Here is a 23,996-nt window from a genome sequence, read left to right as displayed (position 1 = left end):
GACGCCGAGGTCGCCCCGGTGGTCGCTCACACCAGACGGAGCCGGCTCGCTGTCCTGGCTGCCGGGCTCGGCCGGCGGGGGGGCCCCCCCCCCCCCCCCCCGGGGGGGGCCCCCGGGCCGCCCCCCAACCGCAGCAGGTCGGCGCGCACCGACGTGATGTCGAGATGCCGCCGCAACGCCAGGCGCAGCGGCAGCACCACGCTGCCCGCCCCGCCCGCCCCGCCCGGCCCGCCCGGCCCACTCGGCCCACCCGCCCCGCCTGGTCCGTCGGTGAGCGTGACAGGGGTGGACGGGTCGAGTCCGGTCAGCGCCAGCCACTCCTCGACCAGGTCGGGACAGTTCGTCGGCCACACCCCGATCGCGTCACCGACGGCATGGTCCAGCCGTCCGCCGGAGATGTCGAAGGTGAACCGTCGCACCTCCTTCGTCGACCCGGCTCCACTGAGCAGCCGGTTGCCGACCAGAGGCGCCGCCAGAGGACTGTCCCGGCTCGCGGGCATCCCGGTCGCCGTCGCGGTCGCGGTACGGCTCTCGCCGGACGTCCGAGGCCGGGGCAGCGGCCCGGTCGCCGGGCGCTGCGCGACCCGTACGGCGGCCCCGCCGGCGGCCGTGCCCGCGGCCGGCAGCCCGCCGCCGCCCGAGGTGGCGTTACCAGGCGTGGCGATGCGGGTGGCCACGGCGGTGGTGGTGGGCGCGGGGCGCTGCGGCGGGTGGGTGGCGAGGGCCGTGCGGACGGCGTCCAACCAGGAGTCGAGGGCGTCGGCGTAGTCGGGTTCGCAGTCGACGCGGGGGACGAGGCGGATGCCACCGAGGGCGGCCAGGCGCTCGTCGAGGCGCCGGCCGTGGCCGCAGAAGTCGGCGTAGCTCGAGTCACCGAGCGCCAGCACGGCGAAGCGGCGACCGTCGAGCCGGGGGGCGTCCTCGGCGTTCAGGCCGTCCCAGAAGACGCCGCCGTTGTCCGGAGCCTCCCCGTCGCCGAAGGTGCTGGTCACCACCAGCAGATCGCCCGGGTCGCGCAGGACGTCCGCCGCCGCCCGCGTCATCTCCTGCGGCCGCGGCAGCCAGCCGGCCTGCGCCAGGCGCGCGTTGACCACCTCGGTGGCCTGTTCGGCGTTGCCGGTCTGCGACGCCCAGAGCACCTGCACCACCCGTGGCTGCGTCACCGGGTCGCCGGGGCCGGGTACGGGGCCGGCCGTGGCGGGGTGGCCCGTGACCGGGCCGGAGGTGCTTGCGCTGCCCGCGTTCGCCGCCGTGCCACTGAGACCGCCGGCGAGGAAACCATCGAGCCAGTGGGCGGCGGCAGCGTCGAACGGTGCGTCCGCGGGAAGGCGGGGAGCAGGCGCGGGGAGGCCCGCCGCGGCGGGCGGGGGCACCGCGGCGTGGGGGGACACCGCGGCCTGAGCGGCGAGAAAACCGGCCAGGTAGTGGCGCTGCGGGTCGGTGAACGTGGGCGGCGTCGGGTCCAGGCCGAGCGTGGCACCCAGCGCGGCGAACGTCGCGAGCCGCCGGTCGGCCGTCTCCGTGCCGGCGTCCTGGCCGGCGTCCTGGCCGGCATCGTGGCCGGCATCGTGGCCGGCCAACCTTGGTTGCGCGGAACCGGCCGCGGTCCGCCGCGCCGCGGGACCGCCCGAGGCAGGCGGCTCCATGGCGCCGTCCCCCGGCCGTGGTCGCGCGGAACCGGCCGCGGGCCCGGCGGAGGCGGCGGGGACGTCGACGACGGCGGGAAGTGCGACGTCCACCCTGGTCAGGGACACGGCGGCGACCTTCAGTTCGGGCTGGAAGGAGATGGGGTCGACCGCGTCGTTGGTGACGGCGTTGATGGCGAGCTCAGCGCCGAACGCGTCGTTCCAGTGGATCGGCGCGAAGCAGCCGTTGGGCAGCACCCGGTCGGTGACCACCGCGGGCAGCACGGCCTGGCCGCGCCGGGACGCGATCCGCACCTGGTCACCGTCCGTGATGCCGAGGCGGGCGGCATCCGTCGGGTTGATCTCGACGAACGGGCCCGCGTTGAGCCGGTTGAGCCGGTTGACCTTCCCGGTCTTGGTCATCGTGTGCCACTGGTGCGCGACCCGTCCGGTGTTCAGTAGGAACGGATGATCGTCGTCGGGGAGTTCCGCCGCAGGCAGGTGGGGGCGGGGATGAAACATCGCCCGCCCACTCGGCGTCGGGAACACCAGCCGTGGCCGGGTGCCGTCGGGACGGACGAGCAGGGGCTGGCTCACCCCGTCGTTGCGGTAGCGGATCGGGTTGCGGCGTGCGCTGCCGGGCGCCGCCGGCCACTGCACGGGGCCGGCGCGCAGCCGGTCGTAGGAGACGCCGCGCAGGTCGTAGCCGGTCTGCGGGTTGTGGAAGGCGCGGATCTCGGCGAAGACCTCCTCGGTGTTCGCGTAGGTGAACGCCTCGCCGTAGCCCATGGCGGCCGCGACGCCGGCGATGATCTGCCAGTCGGGGCGCGCCTCGCCGGGCGGGTCGACGACGTGGCGGGCGAGCGTCAGGTTCCGCTCGGAATTGATCATGATGCCGTCGGTCTCGCCCCACATCGCCGCGGGCAGCAACACGTCAGCGTGGGTGTTCGTCTCGGTCTCGGCGAACGCGTCCTGGGTGATGACGAGCTCGGCGGCGGCGAGGCCCGCGAGCACCGTCGACCGGTTGCCGACGGAGGCGACCGGATTGGTGCAGATGATCCAGCAGGCCCTGATCTCGCCATCGGCCATCTTCTGGAACATCTCGACCGTGCCGCGCCCGACGTCGGCGCGCAGCCGGCCGGAGGGCAGGCCCCACTGTTCCTCGACGAAACGGCGGTCGTCCTCGGCGAGGACGGAACGCTGGCCGGGAAGACCCGGGCCCATATAGCCCATCTCACGCCCGCCCATGGCGTTCGGCTGGCCGGTCAGTGAGAAGGGTCCCGCACCCGGTCGGCAGATCGCGCCGGTGGCCAGGTGCAGGTTGACCAGGGCATTGGTGTTCCACGTCCCGTGGGTGCTCTGGTTGAGACCCATCGTCCAGCAGCTCATCCAGGTGGGTCCGGCCGCGCCGATCCAGCCCGCGGCACGACGCAGGTCATCCTCGGCGATGCCGGTGAGATCGGCGACCGCCGTCGGCGGGTAGTCGGCCAGCAGCGGCTCCATCGCCGGCCAGCCCTCGGTGTGTTCGTCGACGAAGCCCCGGTCGAGGTGGCCGCCCGCGGCGAGCAGGTGTAGCAGGCCGTTCAGCAACGCGAGGTCGGTACCCTGGCGGACCTGCAGGAACAGGTCGGCCTTGGCCGCGGTCGCGGTGCGCCGTGGGTCGACGACGATCAGCTTCGCGCCGGCGCGGACCCGCTCCATCATCCGCAGGAACAGGATCGGGTGGCAGTCGGCCATGTTCGCGCCGATGACCAGGAACAGGTCCGCATGGTCGAAGTCGTCGTAGGAGCCGGGCGGTCCGTCCGCGCCGAGGGACAGTTTGTAGCCACTGCCGGCGCTGGCCATGCACAGCCGCGAGTTCGACTCGATCTGGTTGGTGCCGATGAATCCCTTCGCGAGCTTGTTCGCCAGGTACTGTGCCTCCAACGTCATCTGCCCCGAGACGTAGAGGGCGACGGCGTCCGGGCCATGCTCGTCGACGAGGCCGCGCAGCCGGCGGCCGACGGTGGCGATCGCCTCGTCCACGCCGACGTCGCGGGGCACGCAGCCGCGGGCGGCGCGCATCCGAGCGCTGGCCAGACGTCCCGGCGCGGCGGCGGTGAGCATGTCGGCGCTGGTCGCGCCCTTGGTGCACAACCGCCCACCATTGGCCGGATGCGCCTTGTCGCCGCTGACCCGGCGCAGCAGGGGCCGCCCGTCCGGACCGGACGCGACGTCCAGGACCATGCCGCAGCCCACCCCGCAGTACGAGCAGACCGACCTGACCCGTCCGGCACCCGCGGCCCGGCGGTCGTACTCGGGCGGGCCTGGCCTGTCCGGGTTGGTCGCCGACACCATGTCCTCGTCCTCCGGATCCTCCGGTCGCGGGCCGCCGGTCGGGTGCTGGTCTTCGCGTGCTGGTCTTCGCGAGTTGGTCTTCGCGTGATGACGTCCCCGTACCGAGTACCGATCCTTCGCGAACCGACCGTAGAATAAGCGCGTTTCACCGCGGTGACGCCGGACGAAACAGGCTGATGACGTCACCCGCACGGCCCGGCCGACGCCGCTGTGAAGGTGTGCCGAGCTCTGTTCACAGCGGCTGTTCCGGGGGCGAGAGAAGTGTTTTCCGCCGCTGTAACGGGGGATTCCGAGGGGCTGAAACACGTGGTTCATACCGTCGGCGGCGAATCATTCCGACCGGTGTGCACCGTCGACGGGGCCAAGGAGCCGCAGACCATGAAAGCAGCCCGCAGACCAGGCCGATGGATCGACGACTGGCATCCCGAGGACGCCGAGTTCTGGGCGGCCGGCGGCGGCCGTCGCATCGCGCGCCGCAACCTCGTCTGGTCCGTGATCGCCGAACATTTCGGATTTTCCGTCTGGGTGATGTGGAGCATCCTGGTCGTCAAGATGGGGGCGAACTCCCACGGCGGTCCCGGGCCCGCGGGCTTCTCCCTCACCACCGACCAGCAGCTCTGGCTCGTCGCGGTGCCGTCCGGGGTGGGCGCGTTCCTGCGGCTGCCCTACACGTTCGCCGTGCCGGTCTTCGGCGGGCGGAACTGGACGATCTTCTCGGCGCTGCTGCTGGTCGTCCCCTGCGGGCTGATGATGTGGGCGGTGCGCCATCCCGAGCTGTCCTTCGGCACGCTGCTGGTCATCGCGGCCGTGGCCGGGGTCGGCGGCGGCAACTTCGCCTCGTCGATGACCAACATCTCCTTCTTCTACCCGGAGCGGGAGAAGGGCTTCGCGCTGGGCCTGAACGCCGCCGGCGGGAACCTCGGCGTCGCCGTCATCCAGAAACTCGGCGCCACGGTGATCGCCGCCGGCACCGGCACGGCGCTGGCCCGGCTCGGCCTGATCTACATTCCGCTCGCCGTTCTCGCGGCGGTCGGCGCGCTGCTGTTCATGGACAACCTGCGCGAGGCGCGTGCGGACTACGGCGCGACCGCGTCCGCGGCGAAACGCGGCCACACCTGGATCATGTCGTTTCTCTACATCGGGACGTTCGGCTCATTCATCGGGTACTCCACGGCGTTTCCGGCCCTGTTGAAGAATCCCGCGCTGTTCGACCGGACCGACGTCGCGCTCAGCTATGGATTCCTCGGCGCGCTGGTCGGTTCGCTTGCCCGCCCACTCGGCGGGCGCCTCGGCGACCGGTTCGGCGGGGCCAGGGTCACCGTCGCCGCGTTCGTCGCCATGACGATCGGTGGGCTCGGCGCGGTGGCCTCCATCGGGGCGAAGGGAAAGATTTTCGACCATCCCAGCTTCGGGCTGTTCTTCGCCTCGTTCATGGTGCTGTTCCTGGCCAGCGGCATCGGCAACGGCTCGACCTACCGCATGATTCCCGCGATCTTCGCCCGGCGTGGCCTCGCCGCCGGCGGTGACGCCGAGGCCATGCGCCGGTCCCGCAAGGAGGCTGCCGGCGCCCTCGGCATCTGTTCCGCGGTCGGCGCGTTCGGCGGCTTCCTCGTGCCGATCGTCTACGCCCAGTCGAACAAGGCCTACCACACCATCGCCCCCGCCCTGTGGGTCTACATCGGCCTGTTCCTGGTCATGGCCACCGTCACCTGGCTGTGCTACCTGCGCGGCGGCGCACTCGAGAACGCGCCCACGGCGGCGGACGCCCCCGCCGACGAGACGGCGACCACTGACCGCGACACCGTCGTCGGCCCGGTCGCCGCGCCTGGCGGGGTGTCCGATCCCGCGCCACTGCCCCGGCCGGCAGCCGAGCCTGTCGCCGGGCGGTAAACCCGTCCCCACACCGGCCTTCCACCGCGTGGGAGAGATCCTCACGCGGTGGAAGGTGCCCGGCGTCCGTAGGCCGCCCGGCTCGACTCGGCGACCACGTCGTGGGGCCGCAGCCGACCGTCCGCCCACGGCCTTCTGCCGGTCAGGTAGGGCCGGCAGTGGCGTCCGCCTGCCGTGCGGTATTACGGTCGCTGGACAGCGGCATGTACACGCGCTCGATCCAGCTCATCCCGGTCGTCTCGCGGCGGCGCGTGATGAACTCGGCACGAGTCGAGAAGTCGGGCAGGATAGCTGATCCGATTGCACTGCAGCCGCAATCCGACCGTGCACAGGAGAGGCCTGCCACATGACAAAGCGTGTACTGCTGGTGTTACCGGCCGCGCTCTTAGCCTTGGCCTCGGTGGTGAGCTGTGATGCCAGGGCGGCCACCTCCACCACGGCCTGTGACACGCCTGGAGTCTCGTCCGACCAGGTCCGGGTCGGCCTTGTCTACCCGGACACCGGAACGCTCTCCCCGACCTTCACGCCCTTGCGGGCCGGGCTGAACGCCAGGCTCGGCGCGGTCAACGCGGCCGGCGGCGTGAATGGCCGGAAGATCGAGTATGACTGGGCGGACGACGGTGCCCGGCAGGACACGAATCGTGTGGTCACCCAGGACCTGGTGGAGAACAAGAAGGAGTTCGCCATTCTCGAGGCGACCGCGACGGCGACCGGTGGAGCCGCCAATCTCGCGGCGAAGGGGATTCCGGTGGTCGGAGTGTCGGCGGAGCCGGTGTGGGCCGAGTACCAGAACATGTTCACCTTCAGTTTCGCTCAGGTCTCCCTGAACTCGTCAGATGTGGTGACGACCTTCGGCAAGTTCGCGCAACAGCGGGGCGGATCTCGCGCCCTTCTCCTGTCCGACCCGCTCAGCAGCGGCCAGTCGAGCAGCACCGCCCAGCATCTGCAGGGCAGTCTCCAGGCGGTCGGTATCCCGGTGACCGCGCTGGTCGCGGACCAGTCGCCGACGCAGGGCCAGCTGAACGAGATCATCCGCCAGATCACCACCAACCAGGCGGATATCCTGGCCAGCACCCTGCCAGTCGACACCTTCGCGCAGATCGTCGCCACGGTCCGCCAGCGGAACCTCCCGCTCAAGGTCGTGCTCACCGCCAGCGTGCTGCCCGGCAACGAGGTGCTGGCGCGATACGGCTCCAAGATCGCTGGCATGACCTCCTTCAACGTCCAGGCGCTTGACGTCGCGTCGGCTGGTTACATCCGCTATCGCACCGCCATGAACCGCTTCGCGCCGGAGCTCCAGGACATCAACCAGGACCTTGCCCGGGTCGGGTACGTCCTCGGGGACATGCTTGTGCGCGGACTGCAGACCGCTGGCCCCTGTCCCACCCGGCAGAGCTTCATCAGTGGCCTGCGCGCCGTCACGAACTACACCGCGGACGGCCTCGTGACGCCGATGAACTTCGAGGCGGACTTCGGCAGGATCCCGGTCTGCTACCCGTTCATCGCCATCAACGCGGCCGGCAACGGCGTCACGACCGTCACCCCCGACCTCTGCGGCGAGCGCGTCGCCCGATGACCTGGCCCGGCCGTGATCCGTGGTGCGGGCCGGTGGCTGCTCGCTAGTAGCGCCAGTCGGCGGAGTCGACGGCGCCGCGTTCGGGGTCGAAGGCCAGGCGGTAGCCACGCTTGGCCACGGTCTGGATGAGGCGCGGGTCGCCGAGCGCGGCGCGCAGCCGGCCGACCGCGACCTCGACGGCATGTTCGTCGCCGCCGCCCGGCGCAAGGAGCTCACGGCGGGTCACCACGTGCCCCGGGCGGATGGCGAGACGGCGCAGCAGCGCCATCGCGGTGCGGCTCAGGGGCACCACCCGGCCGTCGACGACCGCCGCCTGGCCGCGGATGTCCAGCCAGCCGTCGGCGACGGGCAGCAGCAGTCCGCGCCGGCGGGGGACCTGTTCGACGATCTCGCGGATCAGCGCCCCCAGGCGTGCCCGCGCTGGTTGCACGACGGGGATGCCGAGGTCGAGCAGCGGCCCGGAGGTCACCGGGCCGACCCCCGCCGCCACCACCGGACCGCGCAACGCCGCGAGGACCGCCTCGCGCAGGCCCAGCTCATGCGAGGTATGCAGGAAGCTGATGACGGCGGGCGCGCTGGTGAACGCCACCGCGTCCAGTTCGGTGGTGGCCACCGCGTCGATCAGGCGCCGCAACGGCGCCGGGTCGGCCGGGCCGATCCACCGGTAGACCGGAACCTCGATCACGTCGGCGCCGGCGGCGCGCAGGGTGTCGACCAGGTCGGGCAGCGGCTCGCCGTGCAGCTGGACGGCGATCCGCCGACCGTTGAGCTCGTGCCGCTCGATCAGGTGCTCGAGCACCTCGTTGGACGACTCCGACGCCGGAGACCAGGCCTCGCGCAGCCCGCCGGCCCGCAGCGCGCCGCGTGCCTTGGGGCCACGCGCGAGCAGGACCGCCTGGTCCAGCGCCTTGGTGAGCGGTTCGGCGAGGCCCCAGGTCTCGGCGGCGTCCATCCAGCCACGGAAGCCGATGCCGGTGGTGGCGATCGCGAGGTCCAGCGGTGCGGCCAGGCAGCTCTGGGTCGCCTCCCGCAGCCGGGTGTCGTCGGCCAGCGGCACGATCCGGATCGCCGGGCCGTAGCGGACGCACGCTCCCCGCCGCTCCAACGCCGCCCCGAACTCCTCCCGCCGTCGTGCCGAGGTGATGCCGACCGTGTAACCGGCGAGTGGCTCCACCACGGCCGTGCCGTCCGTCCCCGAACCATGGGCGGGGCTGGACTCGCTCACGTTCCGTTCACCTCGACCGCACTCACCTCGACAGTTCCCTCGCGGACACGGACGCCGTAGACGGGCACGGCGACGCCGTGGTCGTCCAGGCACTCACCGGTGCACAGATCGAAGACCTGCTTGTGCATCGGCGAGGCCACCGTCGGCCGGGAGGTCCGGGTTCCGACGATGCCCCGCGACAGTACCCATGCTCCGCTGAACGGGTCCTGGTTTCCCAGCGCGAACAGACGATCGTCATGCGTGCGAAACACCGCGACCTGGGTCCCGTCGACCAGTGCGGCCACGCCACGTTCGGGGGTCAGGTCCTCGAACCGGCACACCGCCGTCCACCGGGCCGCGTCCTCGCCGACGCTCATCGCGCCGTCCCCGCGGGAGCGTCGGCCGCGGCCTGGACGCGCGGAGCCTGCATCGGTACGGGCAGCAGCACCGGCCGTGGCTGGTCGCGTTCGGTCACGAAGCTGATGCTCGGATCGGGGGTGTCCGGCGCGTTGACGAACGAGACGAAGCGGCGCAGCCGCTCGGGATCCGCCAGAACCCCGGCCCACTCATCGTGGTAGGTGGCGACATGCCGCCCCATCGCGGCGTCCAGGTCCGCAGCGATGCCCAGCGCGTCGTCGACCAGCACCGCGCGAAGATAGGCCAGCCCGTCGAGCCCGTCGAGCCCGTCGAGCCCGTCGAGCCCGTCGAGCCCGTCGAGCCCGTCGAGCCCGTGGGCAGAGCTGGTGGCGTCGGTGGCGTCGGTATGGCTCGTGCGACCACTGGCGGCGGGGCCGCTGCTCCCGCCCGTGCCCGTGCTGGCCGTGTCCGTACTGCCCGTGCTCACGGTCGGACGGGTGGTGGCGGAGGCGAGGGACTCGAGCCACGCCGACGTGCGCTGCAGGCGGTCGGCGGTGCGGATGTAGAACATCAGGAAGCGGTCGATGGTGCGGATCAGCGTGTCGGCGTCGACGTCGCTGAGCAACAGGTCGGCGTGCCGAGGACGGAAGCCGCCGTTGCCGCCGACGTAGAGGTTCCAGCCGCGTTCCGTGGCGATCACGCCGATGTCCTTGCCGCGGGCTTCGGCGCACTCGCGGGCACAGCCGGACACACCCGCCTTGATCTTGTGCGGCGAGCGCAGGCCGCGGTAGCGCAGTTCGAGCTGGATGGCGAGGGCCACCGAGTCGCCGACGCCATAGCGGCACCAGGTCGAGCCGACGCACGACTTCACCGTGCGCAGGGCTTTGCCGTAGGCATGGCCGGACTCGAAACCGGCCTCCACCAGGCGGCGCCAGATCGCGGGAAGCTGCTCGACCCGGGCGCCGAGCAGATCTATCCGCTGCCCTCCGGTGATTTTGGTGTAGAGGTCGAAGTCGCGGGCGACCTCGCCGATCGCGATGAGCTTCGCCGGGGTGACCTCCCCGCCGGGAATCCGTGGCACCACCGAATAGGTGCCGTTGCGCTGGATGTTCGCCAGGAATGCGTCATTTGTGTCCTGCAGTGCCGCCTGCTCGCCGTCCAGAATGTGTCCGTTGCCGTAGCTGGCGAGAATCGAGGCCACGACCGGTTTGCAGATGTCGCACCCGCGGCCGAGGCCGTGCCGGGTGACCAGGTCGCTGAACGTGGTGATGTGCTCAGTGCGGATCAGTTCGGCGAGCTGCGCCCGGGAACAGGCAAAATGCTCACACAGGGCGGGGTTGGCCGCCACACCGTTCGCGGCGAGCAGGCCGGCGAGCATCGGCACGCACGAGCCGCATCCGGTGCCCGCTCGGGTGCGGCTTTTGACCTCGGCGACACTCGTGAGCTCCAACTCGGTGATCGCCGTGTCGATCGCCGCCCGGGTCACCGCGTGGCAGGAACACACCATCGCGTCGGCGGGCAACGCCGCGACCCCGACACCGCCGGCGCCGCCACCTGGACCCCCATCCCCCGGACCGCCGCCGGCCGGGGAGATCATGGCGAGCGGGTCGCCGGGCAGGGCGCGCCCCACCAGCGGGCGCAGCAGGGCGTACTTCGAGGCGTCTCCGACGAGGACCCCGCCGAGCAGGGTCGACGCGTCGTCGGAGACAACGAGCTTGGCGTAGCTGCCGAGCACCGGGTCGTTGACGGTCACCTCCAGCGCCCCGGGGGTGGCGGCCAACGCGTCGCCGAAACTCGCGACGTCCACGCCGAGCAGCTTGAGCTTGGTGGACGTGTCGGGGGCTCCGAACTCGCCCGGCCCACCCAGCAGGCGCTCGGCGAGCAGCGCCGCCATCGCGTAGCCCGGCGCGACCAGCCCGTGGACCCGCCCGTCGATGCACGCGCACTCGCCGATCGCGAACACCGAGGGATCGGCGGTCGCACAGCCGGCGTCGACGACGATCCCGCCGCGTGCGCCGACGGCGAGCCCCGCCGCCCGGGCGAGCTGGTCCCGGGGCCGAACCCCCGCCGCGAACACGACGACCTCCGCGGGAACCGTCGTCCCGTCGCCGAGGGTCACCGTCATCGGCGCGGACATACCCGCTGCTCCGTCGGTTCCCGCGTGGCCTGGGGTTACCGCGCCGGTCGGTTCGCCGGCGCCCGGTTCGCCGCTGGAGTCGGCGGTGGCGATGCTTGCGGCGAAGGTGCCCGTGTGGACGGTGACGCCCAGCTGCTCCACCATCCGGCGCAGCAGGGCACCGCCACCGTCGTCGACCTGCAGCGGCATCAGCCGGTCGGCCATCTCGACGATGTGGACGGACAGCCCGAGCTGGTGCAACGCGCGGGCGGCCTCCAGCCCGAGCAGGCCTCCGCCGATCACGACCCCGCGCGGCGAGCCGGTGCTGCCCGAGCCCGCGCTGCCCGAACTGGTGTCCTGGCTGCCGCACGCGCGCGCGACCGCGGGCGCCGCGGGATCGACGGGGGAGCAGCCGGTGACGCGCCGGGCGGCGGCGATGATCGCGGCCAGATCGTCCAGAGTGCGGTAGACGAAGCAGCCGGGCAGGTCGGCGCCGGGCACGGGCGGGACGAAGGCATACGACCCGGTCGCCAGGACGAGGGCGTCGTACTCCACCGTGCGTCCGCGGCTGGTCGTCACCGTCCGTGCGGCACGGTCGATGGCGCTGACTGCCTCGTCGACGTGCAAAACGTAGTCGTGACCGTCGTAGCATCCATCGGGGACCAGGTCGAGAGCCTGCGGATCGACCCCGTCAAAGCAGGAGGACAGCGCCACCCGGTCGTAGGCGCGCTGGCGTTCCTCGCCGAACACGCGCACCTGCCAGGCACCCGCGGTGTCCCGGTCTCGCAGCGCCGTGACGAAACGCTGGCCGACCATCCCGTTGCCGACGACGACGATCCGCCCGCCCGACATCGGCGGGGCCGGCGACGGCTCGGATCCGGGCCGGCCGGTTGTTGTCTGACCTGCTCGGTTCTGCCTCGATGCGACCACACCGACGATGCTCCGCGCTCCCTGTTGTGTGAGCTGTTCGCCCGGGTTACCGTCGCGAAAAATCGGCCTCACGGTGGGTGGCGGGACGTTGTGCGCGGCGCGCGTGCCCGGCCGGAATCTGATTATTCCCGGTGTCGCCGTGAAGGCGGGCCGCCGTGCGGCAGAACACTCGGAACGCAGAACACTCGGAACAAGGCCGCCGACAACAGCGCCGCCGTGGAACGGGCAGCCGTGGAGCAGGGCCACTGTGAGGAAATACCGCGACGGAACAAGCCACGGAACAATCCACGCGGGCCGGAATCTGGCGGACAACAAGACAACAAGCGCCGCGATGCGCGAGTCGGCGCGCTTTGGGTCCACTGACGGTGCGCAGGGGAATACGGCGGTCCCTGTCAGGCGGGGAGCTCAGGGGGTTTGCTGGGAGGCGGCGGCCGCCGGGCGCAGATCGGTGCGGGTGAGCGGGTGGGCTGGCGGGTCGGGCAGCACGATCGTGGACGTCACCGCGCCGGCCGGGCCGACGTGGACCAGTTCGCCGGGCGCGAGCGGGCGCCAGCCGGGATGCTCGTCCATCGGTTCGCTGGCGACGATCACGGCCGCGGTGTGGGTGAGGTCCGGGGCGTGGACGCGGGTACTGCCGCTCGCGTCGGCGTGGCGCAGCGCCCGGTCGCCGTGCTGACCGCCGGGCGGTCGACGCAGCACATAGAGCCGGTTGGTGTCGGGGTAACGCAGCGCCCACAGGTCCGTCGGGGTGACCAGGAGCAGGTTGATGCTGTACACCGGCAGCCGGGCGGCGACCCAGCGGGCAGCGGCGGTGATGCCCCGGGTGACGTCCCCACGGGCGGCGTCGATCTCGCGGTCGACCAGTGCGAACAGCCGCTCGGAGTCGGTGTCTCCGACGACGCTCGCCGCGGTGTCGCCGAGATGCCGTTCGAGCACGTCGAGGCCCTCGACCACGCCGTTGTGGGCGAACAGCCGTCCGCCGCGTTCGAACGGATGGGTGTTGCGCGCGGTCAGCGCGCCGGTCGAGGCGTGCCGGACATGGGCGACGAACGACGTCGAACGGGCCGTTCGTGCCTGCGCGGCGAACTGCCGGTCCTGCCAGGCCGCGATCGGCTGACGGAACACCTCCGGCCGCCCGTCGGCGGTGAAGTAGCCGAGACCGGTGCCGTCCGGATTGCGGCGGCTCTGCTCGTCGAGGCTGTCCGGTGCGTCCAGTAGCCAGAACGTCGCACTGGCGGGTCGCGGCGAGCTGGTCAGGCCGAAAAGCCGACACATCGCCTGGCATCCTCCCTGGGCCGGTCATGGGACCCCGCTCGCGCGTGCGCTGGCGTGCCGGCCGCGGGCGGTCCGCCTGCCGAGGCATTGGTGCCTCGCTCGCGTCTGGCTCCGGTCGGGCCATGCCGGCCCCGGGCGCCCACGGACCCGTCGGGTGGGCGGGCTCGCGGGCCGGCGTGCTTGTGGCTTGTGGCTTGTGGCTCGCGGGGCGCGGGGCGCGGGGCGCGGGGCCGAACCTACCGCGCCTGACACCGGAGCCCCCGTCGCCAGGGCGCGACACGACGTGGCCGATGCGGTGGAGACGGCGGGCTCCGCGTGACGGCGGACCGGTTACGACACGGTGCGCCGGGAGCCGTGCCTGCCGTCCGCGCCCAGGCCCCAGCTGATGATCCGCCGCGGGTGGATGCGGATGACCTCGGGGCTCAGGTGCGGATACGGCGGCGTGATCGCGCGCAGTGCCTCGGCGGAGCCACGGATCTCCACGCCGCGCACCGTCCACGGGTCCAGGGAGGCGATGTCGTCGACGACGTAGGCGGCCGTGCCGTTCGCGGCGATGTTGTCGAACTTGCGGGTGTTGCCGAGGTCGTAGCCGTAGATGTCGATCACGCCGGTGGCGTCGTCGAGAACGTGGCCCACCGGGCTGTTCTGCAACGTCCCGTCCGGCGCGAGGGTCGCGAGCCGGCCCAGCCGCTGGGAATGCAGGTACTCGAGCTCCTCGGGGGTGAAGACCACCAGGGTTCCCTTCTCGATGCGCACGGTCGAGCGCGGCGACGGGCAGAGCGGGGACCCGCCCCTGCCACGCCGTCCGGTGATGCGTCCGGCGCGATGGTCGTGAGCTGTCCGGGTCTCACCGTAGGAAGTGAACGCGACTTGAGGTCAAGGCGCCCGCCGGCGTCGACGGGCGTCCACCAGCATCGACGGGAGTCGACGGGCGTGCGCGCGGCGCCGGCCGCTCCAGCCATCGACATGGTCTCGTCCACCGGTCGGTGTCGACGGGCGTGCGCGCGGTGCGACGACCGTCCAGCTCCAAGATAATCAACGGCGTTGACATCCGTCCGCAGCATGATCAATTCAGGAGACGATACCGCGACAGCACCCGGGCCGGTTATAGCCGCGGACAGTACTGCTCTGACCACTCTGGGCGGGTGGCAAGTGGGGTGAATCCGGGATTGAGGCCCGGGTGAGCCTCATACTGTGACGAATGCGCGAGGCACTTCCCCCGCGCCCGCCGGCCGACCGCGCGGGCAGTTCTGGTCGTGCGGCCTCTCCGGGTCGCGTGGACCCTCCGCGCCGCGCGGCCTCTCCGGGTCGCATGGCCTCTCCGGGTCGCATGGCCTCTTTGGACCGCGTGGCCTCTCCGGGTCGGATGGGCCCGGAGTTGGTCTGGTACGCGAGTTACGGCTCGAACATGCGGATGACCCGGCTCGCTTACTATCTGGCCGGCGGCAGCGTGCCGGGCAGCGACCACCGGCACCCGGGGTGCCGCGACCCGCGTCCGCCGCGGCTCGCCGTGCCGATCATGCTGCCCGGGGCGATGTACTTCGCCACCGAGTCGCTGCTCTGGTCCGGCGGGGTCGCCTTCTACGACCCGACGGTCGAGGGCCAGGTGGCGGGCCGCGCCTACCTGCTCACCGCGGGACAGTTCGCCGATGTGGCCGCCCAGGAGATGCACCGCGCGCCGCAGACCGATCTCGACCTGGCCGCGGTGCTGCGGGACGGCCGGGCCCAGGTCGGGCCGGGCCGCTACGAGACGCTGGTGCTCGTCGGCCACCGCGCGGACGTGCCCATCCTGACGTTCACCGCACCGTGGCGACGCGCCGACGTCCCGCCCACGAAACCGTCCGCCGGCTACCTGTCGATGCTCGCCGTCGGGCTGCGCGAGGCACACGACTGGTCCAGCGCGCGCATCGCCGCCTACCTCGCGTCCTGCTCCGGCGCCGCCGGCCACTGGACCCCCGAGGAGATCGAACGCCTGCTGGCAGTGGACGACGCCGACGCCGACGCCGACGCTCTGAGCGCGACCTAGCGCGAGCCCGTCTGCGCCCTGCGCTGTCGCACGGCGGTGTCGTTGCGGGACAGGTCCCGGGCGCGAGTTACGCCGGAGTCGGGTCGGTGCCGCGCAGATCTGTGCCGCGCAGATCGGTGCCGCGCAGGAAGGTCTCGAGGTCGGGAGTTCGGGTCGCGGTCTCCGGGGTGAGGCGGCCGGACGGGGTGGCGGCGAAGCCCTCGAACAGGTCGGCTGGCAAACCGGCGGCGGCCAGGACCTCGTGCACCCGGGCGACGGTGGCGGGGGAGACGGCGTTGAGATCGGCGACCAGCGGACGGGAACCAGTGGCGGTCGCGGCGGCGCGGATCGCGGCCGCGGCGGCGAGGGCCTGGCCGGGCGGCACGATCGACAGGACGACGTCCGCCGCCGCGACCGCGTCGTCGAGGGTGTCGGTGAGCTCCAGGCCGTGCGCGAGCGCACGGGTGCGTGGCGAGCGGCCGGTGACACAGGTGAGTACCCGGGCGCCGCCTTCGCGGTATCCCCGACCGAGGGCACCCCCCATCGCCCCGGGGCTCACGATCGTCACCGTCGTCGTCATCGATGCTCCTGGTAGATCGGCCTGGCACGGACTATTGCGCACCGATGCCGCGATGGTCGCCCGTACGGGGGCACCCGGTGCCGCTCGTGGGGTGCGCCGGCGCGGGGCGTACCACCTCCGGGGCCCCGACCGCGAAGGATCCGCCGGCGGCCGGACGTGGCCCGGTGGCGCTTGGCGTCCGGTTGCGTGGAGGGGCTCTCGACGACGTGTGGCCGCGGACCTGGAGAGTGACATGAGCGTGGACACCGGTGCGGTCATTGCTGGAACGACTGGGATGCCTGGAACAACTGGGACAGCTGGAACGGCCAAAATAGCTGGAACGACTGGGATAGCTGGAACGGCGGACATGGCCGGAACGGCCGGCGTGGTGCGGGCGGCGGGCGCGCCCGCACGAACGTTCGCCGGAGGGAATTGTGCGGAACGGGGGCAGGCATTGTCCGAAAGTGATGTGCTGGAGAGGGAGGACTCAGCCCGAGAGGCGGGAGCGGAGCAGGTGATCAGCGGCCAGCCCCACGTGCGGGTTATCCCACCGTCCCGACCGGCGGCATCGGCGGATCCGCTGCCGAGCGTCCGCCCCCGCCCCGCCGCGGACGCGGTGCGCGGACGCACCGATCCCGTGGTCGCCGGGTCCGCGGACCCCGCATCGGTGCGCGGCGGCCCTGGAGACGGCGGACCGGCCGGTACCCGGTGCGAGGGCGCGGATCGTGCGGCCGAGATGCGGGTGGCTGATCTGGATGCGCCCGAGGCGCGTCCAGCTGATGTGGGCGCGGCCGTGGTGCGTGCGGCCGCGGTGCGTGCGGCCGCGGTGGGCGCGGCTGATGTGCGTGCGGGAGCGATGGACGAAGGCGAGGGCGTGCGGGCGGTCGCCGTCGTGGCGGGCGGGGTGCTGGGCGACGAGGCCTTGGCGGATGATGCCTGGGCGGCCGTCACCGGGCCGCAGGTGCTGGTGTCGTCGCCGGAGTCGCAGCTGTGGGCGGCGGTGCGCGAGGAGCGGTTCGTGCTGGGGCGCTGCCCGCGGTGCCTGGTCTGGCTGGAGCCGCAGGCGTACCGGTGCGGGGACTGTGCGGGTCCAGTCCGGATCGAGGCGGCGAGTGCCGCGGGCGTGGTCGCCGGGTTCCTCGTCGTGCGCCACCCGGACACGCCGGTGTTCGCCGGCCGGGCACCGTACGCCCTGGTCCTGGTCGAACTGGACGAGGGGCTGCGCCTGTCCGGTCGCCTCGACGGTGTTCCGGCGGAGCAGGTGGCGGTCGGCCAGCCGGTGCGCGCCGCACTGGCACAGCGCCCCGGCGCGGCGGAGCCGCACGTCGTGTTCCATCCCCGCGTGCCGGCCACCATCGGGGCGCGCTGAACCGCCGACCGCTGCCGACCGCCGACCGCTGCCGACCGCCGACCGCTGCCGACCGCCGACCGCTGCCGACGCTCGTTCTCAACCCCGCGCCTAGGGTTTTTCTGGCGGATCACGATGTCCAGCCCAGCAGACCGGCCGGGTCCCGCCCGATCCCCGGTCGGGCTCGGACCACGTCCGCCGTCCTCGGCGACACGCGCACCGTCCGGCGTACCGGTTGGCCGGTGGTGGCCGGCGTACCGCGTGGCCGGCGTAGCGGTGGCCGGTGGCCGGTGGTGCACGGTGCCCCTGCCGTCACCGCCAGCTCCGGTCGTCACGACCCGCGAGCCCTCTCCCCACCGCCGACCCGCCACCGCCCTCCTCGGCGCCGAGCGTGACGACGGATCGGCCCTCGCAACTTTTCATGTCGCTTCTACAGGGTTACGAAGGGACAAATCGGATGGAAAACCCGGTAGAAGCGACATCCCCGCTCGTTAGCGGCGCCACCACCCCTGAGAGCGATCACGGATAGTGAGATTCACGGGGTGAGCCCGGCCGCGGGCGCCGAGACCCACGAGAAGCAACCCAACCTCTCGCTGGAAGCTGGAAGCTGGAAGCTGGGAGGGCCGGAGGGCGGGAGGACCGGAGGGCCGGGTAGGGACCCGGGCCGGGCGCTGTGGGGAGCCGCTGGGCCCGCGGCCACGGACCGCCGGTGCTGGCGCTGACGGGCAGGCGAATCGACTCTCAGAAGTTGATCATGTGGCCGGCGAGGCCGTGGATGGCCTCCTTGACCGCTTCGCCGAGGGTCGGGTGGGCGTGGACGTTGCGGGCAAGCTCGGCCACGGTGAGGTCCCAGCGCTGGGCCAGGGTCAGCTGTGGTAGCTGCTCGGTGACGTCCGGGCCGATCATGTGCGCGCCGAGCAGCTCGCCGTACTTCCCGTCGGAGAGGATCTTGACGAAGCCGGCGGTCTCGCCGAGGCCGTGCGCCTTGCCGTTCGCCATGAACGGGAACGTGGCGACCCGCACGTCGAAGCCGCGCTCGCGGGCCTGTGCCTCGGTGTAGCCGAAGCTTGCGATCTGCGGCTGACAGTAGGTGGCGCGCGGGACCATGACGTAGTCGATCGGGTAGGTCTCGGCGTCGCCGATCGTCTCGGCTGCGATGATCCCCATGGCCTCGGCCGCGTGCGCGAGCATGAGCTTGGCGGTCACGTCGCCGATGGCGAAGATGTGCGGGACGTTCGTCCGGCAGTACCCGTCGACGTCGATGGCGCCGCGCTCGGTGAGCGCCACCCCGGTGTTCTCCAGGCCGTAGCCCTGCACGTTCGGCCCGAAGCCGATCGCCTGGAGCACCTTCTCGGTCTCGAGGACCTGCGAGGCGCCGTCCTTGCCGGTCACCGTGACCCGCACCAGATCGCCGGACTCGTCGATCGAGTCGACCCGGGTCGAGGTGAGCACCTTGACGCCGGCCTTCTTGTAGTGCTTGAGCAGCTCCGCGGAGACAGCGGCGTCCTCCAGCGGCACCATCCGGTCGAGGAACTCGACGATCGTGACGTCCACGCCGTAGTTGTTCAGCACATAGCCGAACTCGACGCCGATCGCGCCGGCGCCCGCGATGACGATGCTGCGCGGCAGCGACTCGGAGAGAATCTGCTGCTCGTAGGTGACCACCCGGTCCGACAGGGACGTGCCCGGCAGCAGCCGCGGGGTCGCGCCCGCGGCGATGACGCAGTGGTCGAAGCTGACCGTCCGCGCCTCGCCGTCCGCCGTCGCCACCGACAGGGTGTGGTCGTCGACGAACGTGCCACGCCCGTTGAACTCGGTGATCTTGTTTTTCTTCATCAGGAAGTGGACGCCCTTGACCCGGCCGTCCGCGACCTTGCGGCTGCGCCGGAACGCCTCACCGTAGTCGAACGACAGTTCGCCGTTGACGGAGATGCCGAAGGTCTTGGCCTCGTGGGTGAGGGTGTGCACCAACTCGGCGTTGCGCAGCAACGCCTTGGACGGGATGCAGCCCACGTTGAGGCACACCCCACCCCAGTACTTCTCCTCGACCACCGCCGTGGTCAGACCGAGCTGGGCGGCTCGGATCGCGGCCACGTATCCGCCCGGCCCGGCGCCGAGCACCACCACGTCGAAATGTTCGCTCACAGTCGAAGCCTAACGACCCTGGCCAGCCCGGCGACGACCCCGCCACCCGGCGTTCGGTCACACCTCCCGTGGGCGCGGCAGCGGAATCGGTGCCGCATCGGGAGCGAGGTCGTCCGCTCCTCGGCCGGGCAGGGCGAGCGCGGGAAGCAGGCCGAGCGCGATGCTGGCGAGCAGCACCCAGCCGGTGTGGGCGAAGCCGGCGGCACCGGGACTGGCACTGGCACTGGCATCGGCCCTGGCACCGGCGGCGAGGCCGCTCCCGTCGCCGGATCCGCGCGCTCCGGGCTGAGCGGCGATGATCGTTATGATGAGTGCCACACCCAGGGCTCCGCCGAGCTGAAGCGCGATCCGGCTCGCGCCACTGGCGTGGGCGATCTCCGCGCGGCTCAGCCGGTGATAGGCGGCGGCCAGGATGAGGACAGTGACGATGCCGATCCCCGCCCCGCGCACGAGCAGTCCGGCGCCGAGCAGCGCCTGCGCCGGCCAACCGGCGCTGCCGGCCATGCCGTCGTCCGTGCCGGCGGCGGAACGCAGAACGGAGGACACGCAGAACGGCGCGGTGCCAAGGGCAGCCAGCAGCAGCCCGCCGAGGACGACCACGCGGGTGCCGGCGTGCGAGGTCAGGCGACCGCTGGCGGAGCGGGCGGCGAACGCCCCCACCCCCTGCAATGCCAGGACCGCACCCGTCTCCAGGGCTGAATAGCCGAGCACCTGCAGGTAGAGCAACGGCAGCAGGACCAGCGCGCCGTAGAAGTAGACGCCGGCCAGCAGCATCAGCGCCGCGGCACCGACGAACGTCGGGCGGCGCAGCAGCCGCGGATCAAGGGCGGCGGTGCCGGGATGCCGCGAGGCGTGCCAGCCGAATACCGCGAGCAGCGCCACGCCGGCCGCCAGTGGCACGACGACCGAGACATCGCCGAAACCGGCCGCCTGGCCGGCCCGCGAGAGCCCCAGGACCAGCCCGGCGAGCGCCGGCGCGAGCAGCAGCAGGCCCGGCAGGTCCAGATGGCCTCCGCCCTCCGGGGCGGTGCGTGGCAGGGCGCGGCGGGCGAGCAGCAGACCGAGCAGGCAGAGGGGCACGTTGATGACGAAGATCCATCGCCAGCTCACCTGGTCGATGACCAGACCACCGACCAGCGGCCCGAGCACCGGCGCGGCGACGGCCGGGATCCCGATGGTCGCCATGGCCCGCCGGGCGTTCCCCACCCCGACCGCCCCGACCAGGACGGTCTGCAGGACCGGCATCGACATGCCGGCGCCGACGCCCTGCAACACCCGAAAGGCGATGAGGCTGCCGACGTTCCAGGCCACGGCGCACAGGGCCGACCCGGCCAGGAACACGGCGATCGCGCTCATCCACACCGCCCGGCCGCCGAAACGACGCACGGCCCAGGTGGTGGCCGGGATGGCGACAGCGGCCCCCATGGCGTAGCCGGTCACCACCCAGCCGATCGTCGGAATCGACGCGCCGAACGCGCCCGCCAGCCGGTCGAGGGCCACGTTGACGATGGTGCTGTCGAGCAGTGGCAACACCGCGCCACACAGCAGTGCGATGATCAGGCGTCGATGGTTGTCCGCCGACGGATGCCCCGCCGCCTGCGGCACGTCGACCGCCGGCGTTGCGCCGGCCGCTGCCGTCTCAGCCGGTGACGTGTTGGCTGGTGTTGCCTTGGCTGGTGCTGCCTCAGCCGTGCCGTGCCGTGCCGTGCCGGTCTGTGTCTCGGTGGGACTGGCCTGTCGTGCCACCGCTGCCCCCAGGGCTGCCGAGGTCATGCGTGCATTTTGCACGCCTGGGAGGACGGTACCGGATAGCCGTGCAAGTTGCACGCTAGTCTGTCGAGGTGGATCATGACCTGGGAGAACGGCTCGAAGCCGCGTTGGGGGAGCTGCTACAGCGCCGGACTCGGCTCGGCCTGTACGCCGATCTCGTGGACGGGATCGGGCGCGGTCTCGACATCTCGTCGTATCCGCTGCTCAGTGGCATTGCCCGGATCGGCCCGTCGACGGCGGTCCGGCTCGGGCGCGAGATCGGGCTGGACCGTTCGGGAACCAGTCGGTACGCCAGCCGGCTGGAGACGGGTGGGCTGCTGCGGCGCGTACCGGATCCGGCCGACGTGCGCGGCACGCTTCTGTGCCTCACCGATGACGGGGAGAAGATCGTCGCGCTGTTGCGGGGGCGGCTCGCCGACCTGCTCGGTCTGCGCCTGGCCGGATGGCCGGAGGACGACGCCCGGTCGTTCGTCGCCGGGCTCGAACGGTTCGTCACCGAGCTGCGTTAGCCGGTCCCCACCGCACGCTGATCGCAGCCGCGCTTCAGGCTCTCGGCCGAACGGCCCGTGGCGGGTGGGGACATGTGGGGCACCCCGCGGGCAGTAGAATTCCCGGCCTTTTCGTGGTGATACACCAACGGGCGATGCCCGGCCGGGGGGCCGCATTTCAGCCGCATTGACGTGGGCGTACCCACTCGGGTAGGTCCTGGGCGTGTCGCGTTTAACGTCTTCTTAGGTGGAGACCTGCGACACAAGGTTGTCAGGGCGGAACGGCACGGGGATAAACAGGTCCATGGGTACAGGTCCGCACGGCGCGCTTTCCCGCCGTTCTGCTTGCATTGATCTCAGGGGCACCAGCGCCTGCGCCCACTGCCCGGCGACGGGCGGGGGGCACGCCTGATGACCCTCCTCGACACGGTCGTAAAGACCGGTTACAACCGTGCTTTCGCCCGGCCACTCACCGCGGGAGACCGTGCGTACCTGGCGTTTCACCGGCTTAATCCGGGGGAGTTCCAGGACGTCGGCGCGGTGCTTTTCCTCGACGGTCCGGTCGAGCTCGCCGACCTGCGGGCGCATATCGCCGACCGGGTGCGGCAGTCGCGCGCCCTGATGCTCACCGACCGGTTGGAGACGGTGACGGTCAGAGCGCCGGACCGCCGCGCGACGCACACCGAGACGCACTGGGTCTCCCAACCCGACATGGACGTCGACGCGCACGTCGTCGCCGTGCCGCTGCCGACGCACGAGGCGGCGGCTCGGCTCGGCCACAACGACGCCGTCGGCGACCGGCGCATCCGCGCGGCCGTCGACGAGATCGCCACCTGGCCGACCGACATGGAGAGCCAGCCCTGGAAGGTCTACCTGCTATGCGACCCCGCCGCCGGGCCCCCCACCGCGATGTCCTCCGGGGCGGGGACCTACGGCGCCGGGACGTATGGCTCGGGGACGTATGGCTCGGGGACCTCCGGATCGGTCGTGGTGTACCGCACCAGCCATATCGCCCAGGACGGCGCGGCGCTCTACCGGGCACTGCACCTGCTCTTCGGTGGCGACGACGATCCCGACATCGGGCTGCCCACCGAGATCCCGCGGCCCCGGGCCGCCGACTACCTGCGATTTGTCAACCGGGGACTGAACGTCCTGTCCTCGACCCGGGTCCTGGATGCCTGGGGCGGCCGGCCGTGCGGCCCGGCCCGGCACACCTGGACCCACGCGGATCTCGGTGAGATCCGTGCGGCGGCCCGCCGCCACAACGCCACCGTCAACGACGTCTACCTGGCGGCGCTGGCCGGGGCGATCCGGGCCTGGTCGGAATTCGAATGGAGGCACGACGACCGCCCGGTGCACGCTCTCATGCCGGTGAGCATCCGCCTGGCCGCCGACCAGAACGTGCTGTCGAACTTCACCTCGGGCGTGCGCGTCGCGCTGCCGTGCGGTGAGCCGGACGCCGCCCACCGCGTCGCCCGCATCGCCGAGGTCACCGGCCGGCTCAAGGGGGGCGGAATCGGCCTGGTCGAACACCACCTGTTCCCGTCGGTGGCGCAGCGGGCCACGCCGCGGATGCTCTCCTACGCGGCGAGCTTCGGCGGGCGAACCCACGAGCTCGCGATGGTCGCGACGAACGCCCGCACCATCCGCGGGCCACTGGACGTCGCCGGCCGCAAGGTTCTCGAGATGATCGGCACCGGCCCACTGCTGGTCGGGCGTCAGCATCTTTCGGTGGCATTGTTCGGCGTCGGTGACCGGGTCGGCATCACCTTTGCGGCCAGCGACAGCGTGCCGAACCACGAGCGGCTGGCCTCGCTGTGGCGCTATGAGCTCGACGAGTTGAACCGGTTGGCGCCGATCGGGGTGCAGGTGCCGCTCCAGCGCCGTTCGGTTCCCAGCGCCGGGTGACCGGAATCCTCGCCGAGGCGCAGTGGCGGTGATGTGCGTTCTCGATGAAGCGTGCCCCCTCGGTGACGCCTATGCCTGGTGACGTCTGTGCCTGGTGACGCGTCTGACTGCTACTGCGTTTTCCTGGCGATGCGTTCACTCGATGGTGCCCGCATTCCGTGATGTGCATTGTCGGTGATGTGCATTGTCGGTGAGGTGTTCCCGCGATGGTGATGCGGGCCGTTGACGAGATATGCACTGCGCGATCCGACCGTGCCGCCCGCATCCAGGCTGCGGAGGCGGGCGCCTCCTGGGGCGGGCATGCGCCGTGAACAGACGCATGCCCGCCCCTGGGGGATGTGGTGTACCCCCGTCTACGTGCCGTCGCGGCTACCTGAGGTAGTGGGGCAGGGCTGCGCGAAGGTAGCTTTCGGCTACGATCAACTACGTTGAGTAAACGCCAGGTGTGATGGCTCACGCGTCG

Annotated in this window: 15 protein-coding genes; 6 read left to right on the top strand and 9 right to left on the bottom strand. The window is 71.9% G+C overall.

Annotated elements, in window-relative coordinates:
• Nucleotides 1-26: 26 nt before the first annotated feature.
• Nucleotides 27-3,962: a bifunctional nitrate reductase/sulfite reductase flavoprotein subunit alpha gene (locus MXD95_RS17315; RefSeq protein ID WP_308301515.1), complete on the bottom strand. Its 3,936-nt coding sequence runs from the start codon at nucleotides 3,960-3,962 to the stop codon at nucleotides 27-29.
• A gap of 378 nt (nucleotides 3,963-4,340) precedes the next feature.
• Between MXD95_RS17315 and MXD95_RS17310 the strand changes: the two genes are divergently transcribed.
• Together MXD95_RS17310 and MXD95_RS17305 are read left to right on the top strand one after the other, a co-directional pair.
• A complete protein-coding gene (locus tag MXD95_RS17310) occupies nucleotides 4,341-5,852 on the top strand; it encodes an MFS transporter (protein WP_250641685.1) in 1,512 nt (503 codons plus the stop codon).
• A 346-nt stretch (nucleotides 5,853-6,198) separates the two neighbouring features.
• On the top strand, nucleotides 6,199-7,428 hold the full coding sequence (locus MXD95_RS17305) for an ABC transporter substrate-binding protein (protein WP_250641684.1): 1,230 nt from the start codon (nucleotides 6,199-6,201) through the stop codon (nucleotides 7,426-7,428).
• Between the two features lie 43 nt (nucleotides 7,429-7,471).
• Here the strand turns inward: MXD95_RS17305 and MXD95_RS17300 are convergent, their stop codons facing one another.
• From MXD95_RS17300 to MXD95_RS17280, 5 genes are all read right to left on the bottom strand, one after another.
• Nucleotides 7,472-8,653 carry a uroporphyrinogen-III synthase gene (locus MXD95_RS17300; protein ID WP_250641683.1) on the bottom strand — a complete coding sequence of 394 codons (1,182 nt, stop codon included), beginning with the start codon at nucleotides 8,651-8,653 and terminating at the stop codon, nucleotides 7,472-7,474.
• Nucleotides 8,650-9,009, bottom strand: coding sequence for a nitrite reductase small subunit NirD (gene nirD / locus MXD95_RS17295; RefSeq protein WP_250641682.1), 360 nt, complete (start codon nucleotides 9,007-9,009; stop codon nucleotides 8,650-8,652). The genes MXD95_RS17300 and nirD overlap by 4 nt, the downstream gene beginning before the upstream one ends.
• Nucleotides 9,006-11,957: a nitrite reductase large subunit NirB gene (gene nirB / locus MXD95_RS17290; RefSeq protein ID WP_250641686.1), complete on the bottom strand. Its 2,952-nt coding sequence runs from the start codon at nucleotides 11,955-11,957 to the stop codon at nucleotides 9,006-9,008. Before nirB ends, nirD begins: the two co-directional genes overlap by 4 nt.
• Before the next feature lie 483 nt (nucleotides 11,958-12,440).
• On the bottom strand, nucleotides 12,441-13,310 hold the full coding sequence (locus MXD95_RS17285) for a class II glutamine amidotransferase (RefSeq protein WP_250641681.1): 870 nt from the start codon (nucleotides 13,308-13,310) through the stop codon (nucleotides 12,441-12,443).
• Nucleotides 13,311-13,640: 330 nt separating this feature from the next.
• On the bottom strand, nucleotides 13,641-14,066 hold the full coding sequence (locus MXD95_RS17280; protein ID WP_250641680.1) for a PPOX class F420-dependent oxidoreductase: 426 nt from the start codon (nucleotides 14,064-14,066) through the stop codon (nucleotides 13,641-13,643).
• A 622-nt stretch (nucleotides 14,067-14,688) separates the two neighbouring features.
• Between MXD95_RS17280 and MXD95_RS17275 the strand changes: the two genes are divergently transcribed.
• Nucleotides 14,689-15,336 carry a histone deacetylase gene (locus tag MXD95_RS17275; protein WP_250641679.1) on the top strand — a complete coding sequence of 216 codons (648 nt, stop codon included), beginning with the start codon at nucleotides 14,689-14,691 and terminating at the stop codon, nucleotides 15,334-15,336.
• A gap of 67 nt (nucleotides 15,337-15,403) precedes the next feature.
• Here MXD95_RS17275 and MXD95_RS17270 read toward each other — a convergent pair whose 3' ends face one another.
• On the bottom strand, nucleotides 15,404-15,895 hold the full coding sequence (locus MXD95_RS17270; RefSeq protein WP_250641678.1) for an NAD(P)-binding domain-containing protein: 492 nt from the start codon (nucleotides 15,893-15,895) through the stop codon (nucleotides 15,404-15,406).
• 448 nt (nucleotides 15,896-16,343) lie between these two features.
• Here MXD95_RS17270 and MXD95_RS17265 point away from each other — a divergent pair, with 448 nt between their 5' ends.
• Nucleotides 16,344-17,243, top strand: a complete 900-nt coding sequence (locus MXD95_RS17265) for a Zn-ribbon domain-containing OB-fold protein (RefSeq protein ID WP_250641677.1) — start codon at nucleotides 16,344-16,346, stop codon at nucleotides 17,241-17,243.
• A gap of 720 nt (nucleotides 17,244-17,963) precedes the next feature.
• Here the strand turns inward: MXD95_RS17265 and lpdA are convergent.
• On the bottom strand, nucleotides 17,964-19,367 hold the full coding sequence (gene lpdA / locus MXD95_RS17260) for a dihydrolipoyl dehydrogenase (protein WP_250641676.1): 1,404 nt from the start codon (nucleotides 19,365-19,367) through the stop codon (nucleotides 17,964-17,966).
• Between the two features lie 57 nt (nucleotides 19,368-19,424).
• Nucleotides 19,425-21,140 (bottom strand): DHA2 family efflux MFS transporter permease subunit, encoded by a 1,716-nt coding sequence (locus MXD95_RS17255; protein WP_250641675.1) that lies wholly within the window; start codon nucleotides 21,138-21,140, stop codon nucleotides 19,425-19,427.
• A 68-nt stretch (nucleotides 21,141-21,208) separates the two neighbouring features.
• Here MXD95_RS17255 and MXD95_RS17250 point away from each other — a divergent pair, with 68 nt between their 5' ends.
• Nucleotides 21,209-21,646 carry a MarR family winged helix-turn-helix transcriptional regulator gene (locus tag MXD95_RS17250; protein ID WP_250641674.1) on the top strand — a complete coding sequence of 146 codons (438 nt, stop codon included), beginning with the start codon at nucleotides 21,209-21,211 and terminating at the stop codon, nucleotides 21,644-21,646.
• A 390-nt stretch (nucleotides 21,647-22,036) separates the two neighbouring features.
• Nucleotides 22,037-23,533 (top strand): WS/DGAT domain-containing protein, encoded by a 1,497-nt coding sequence (locus MXD95_RS17245; RefSeq protein WP_250641673.1) that lies wholly within the window; start codon nucleotides 22,037-22,039, stop codon nucleotides 23,531-23,533.
• The last annotated feature ends 463 nt before the right edge of the window (nucleotides 23,534-23,996 follow it).

It is taken from the genome of Frankia sp. AiPa1 (genome assembly GCF_023243075.1).
Classification (GTDB): Bacteria; Actinomycetota; Actinomycetes; order Frankiales; family Frankiaceae; genus Frankia.
The sequence above is the reverse complement of the archived record's forward strand: the minus strand, read 5'-3'. Positions and strand labels throughout refer to the sequence as shown.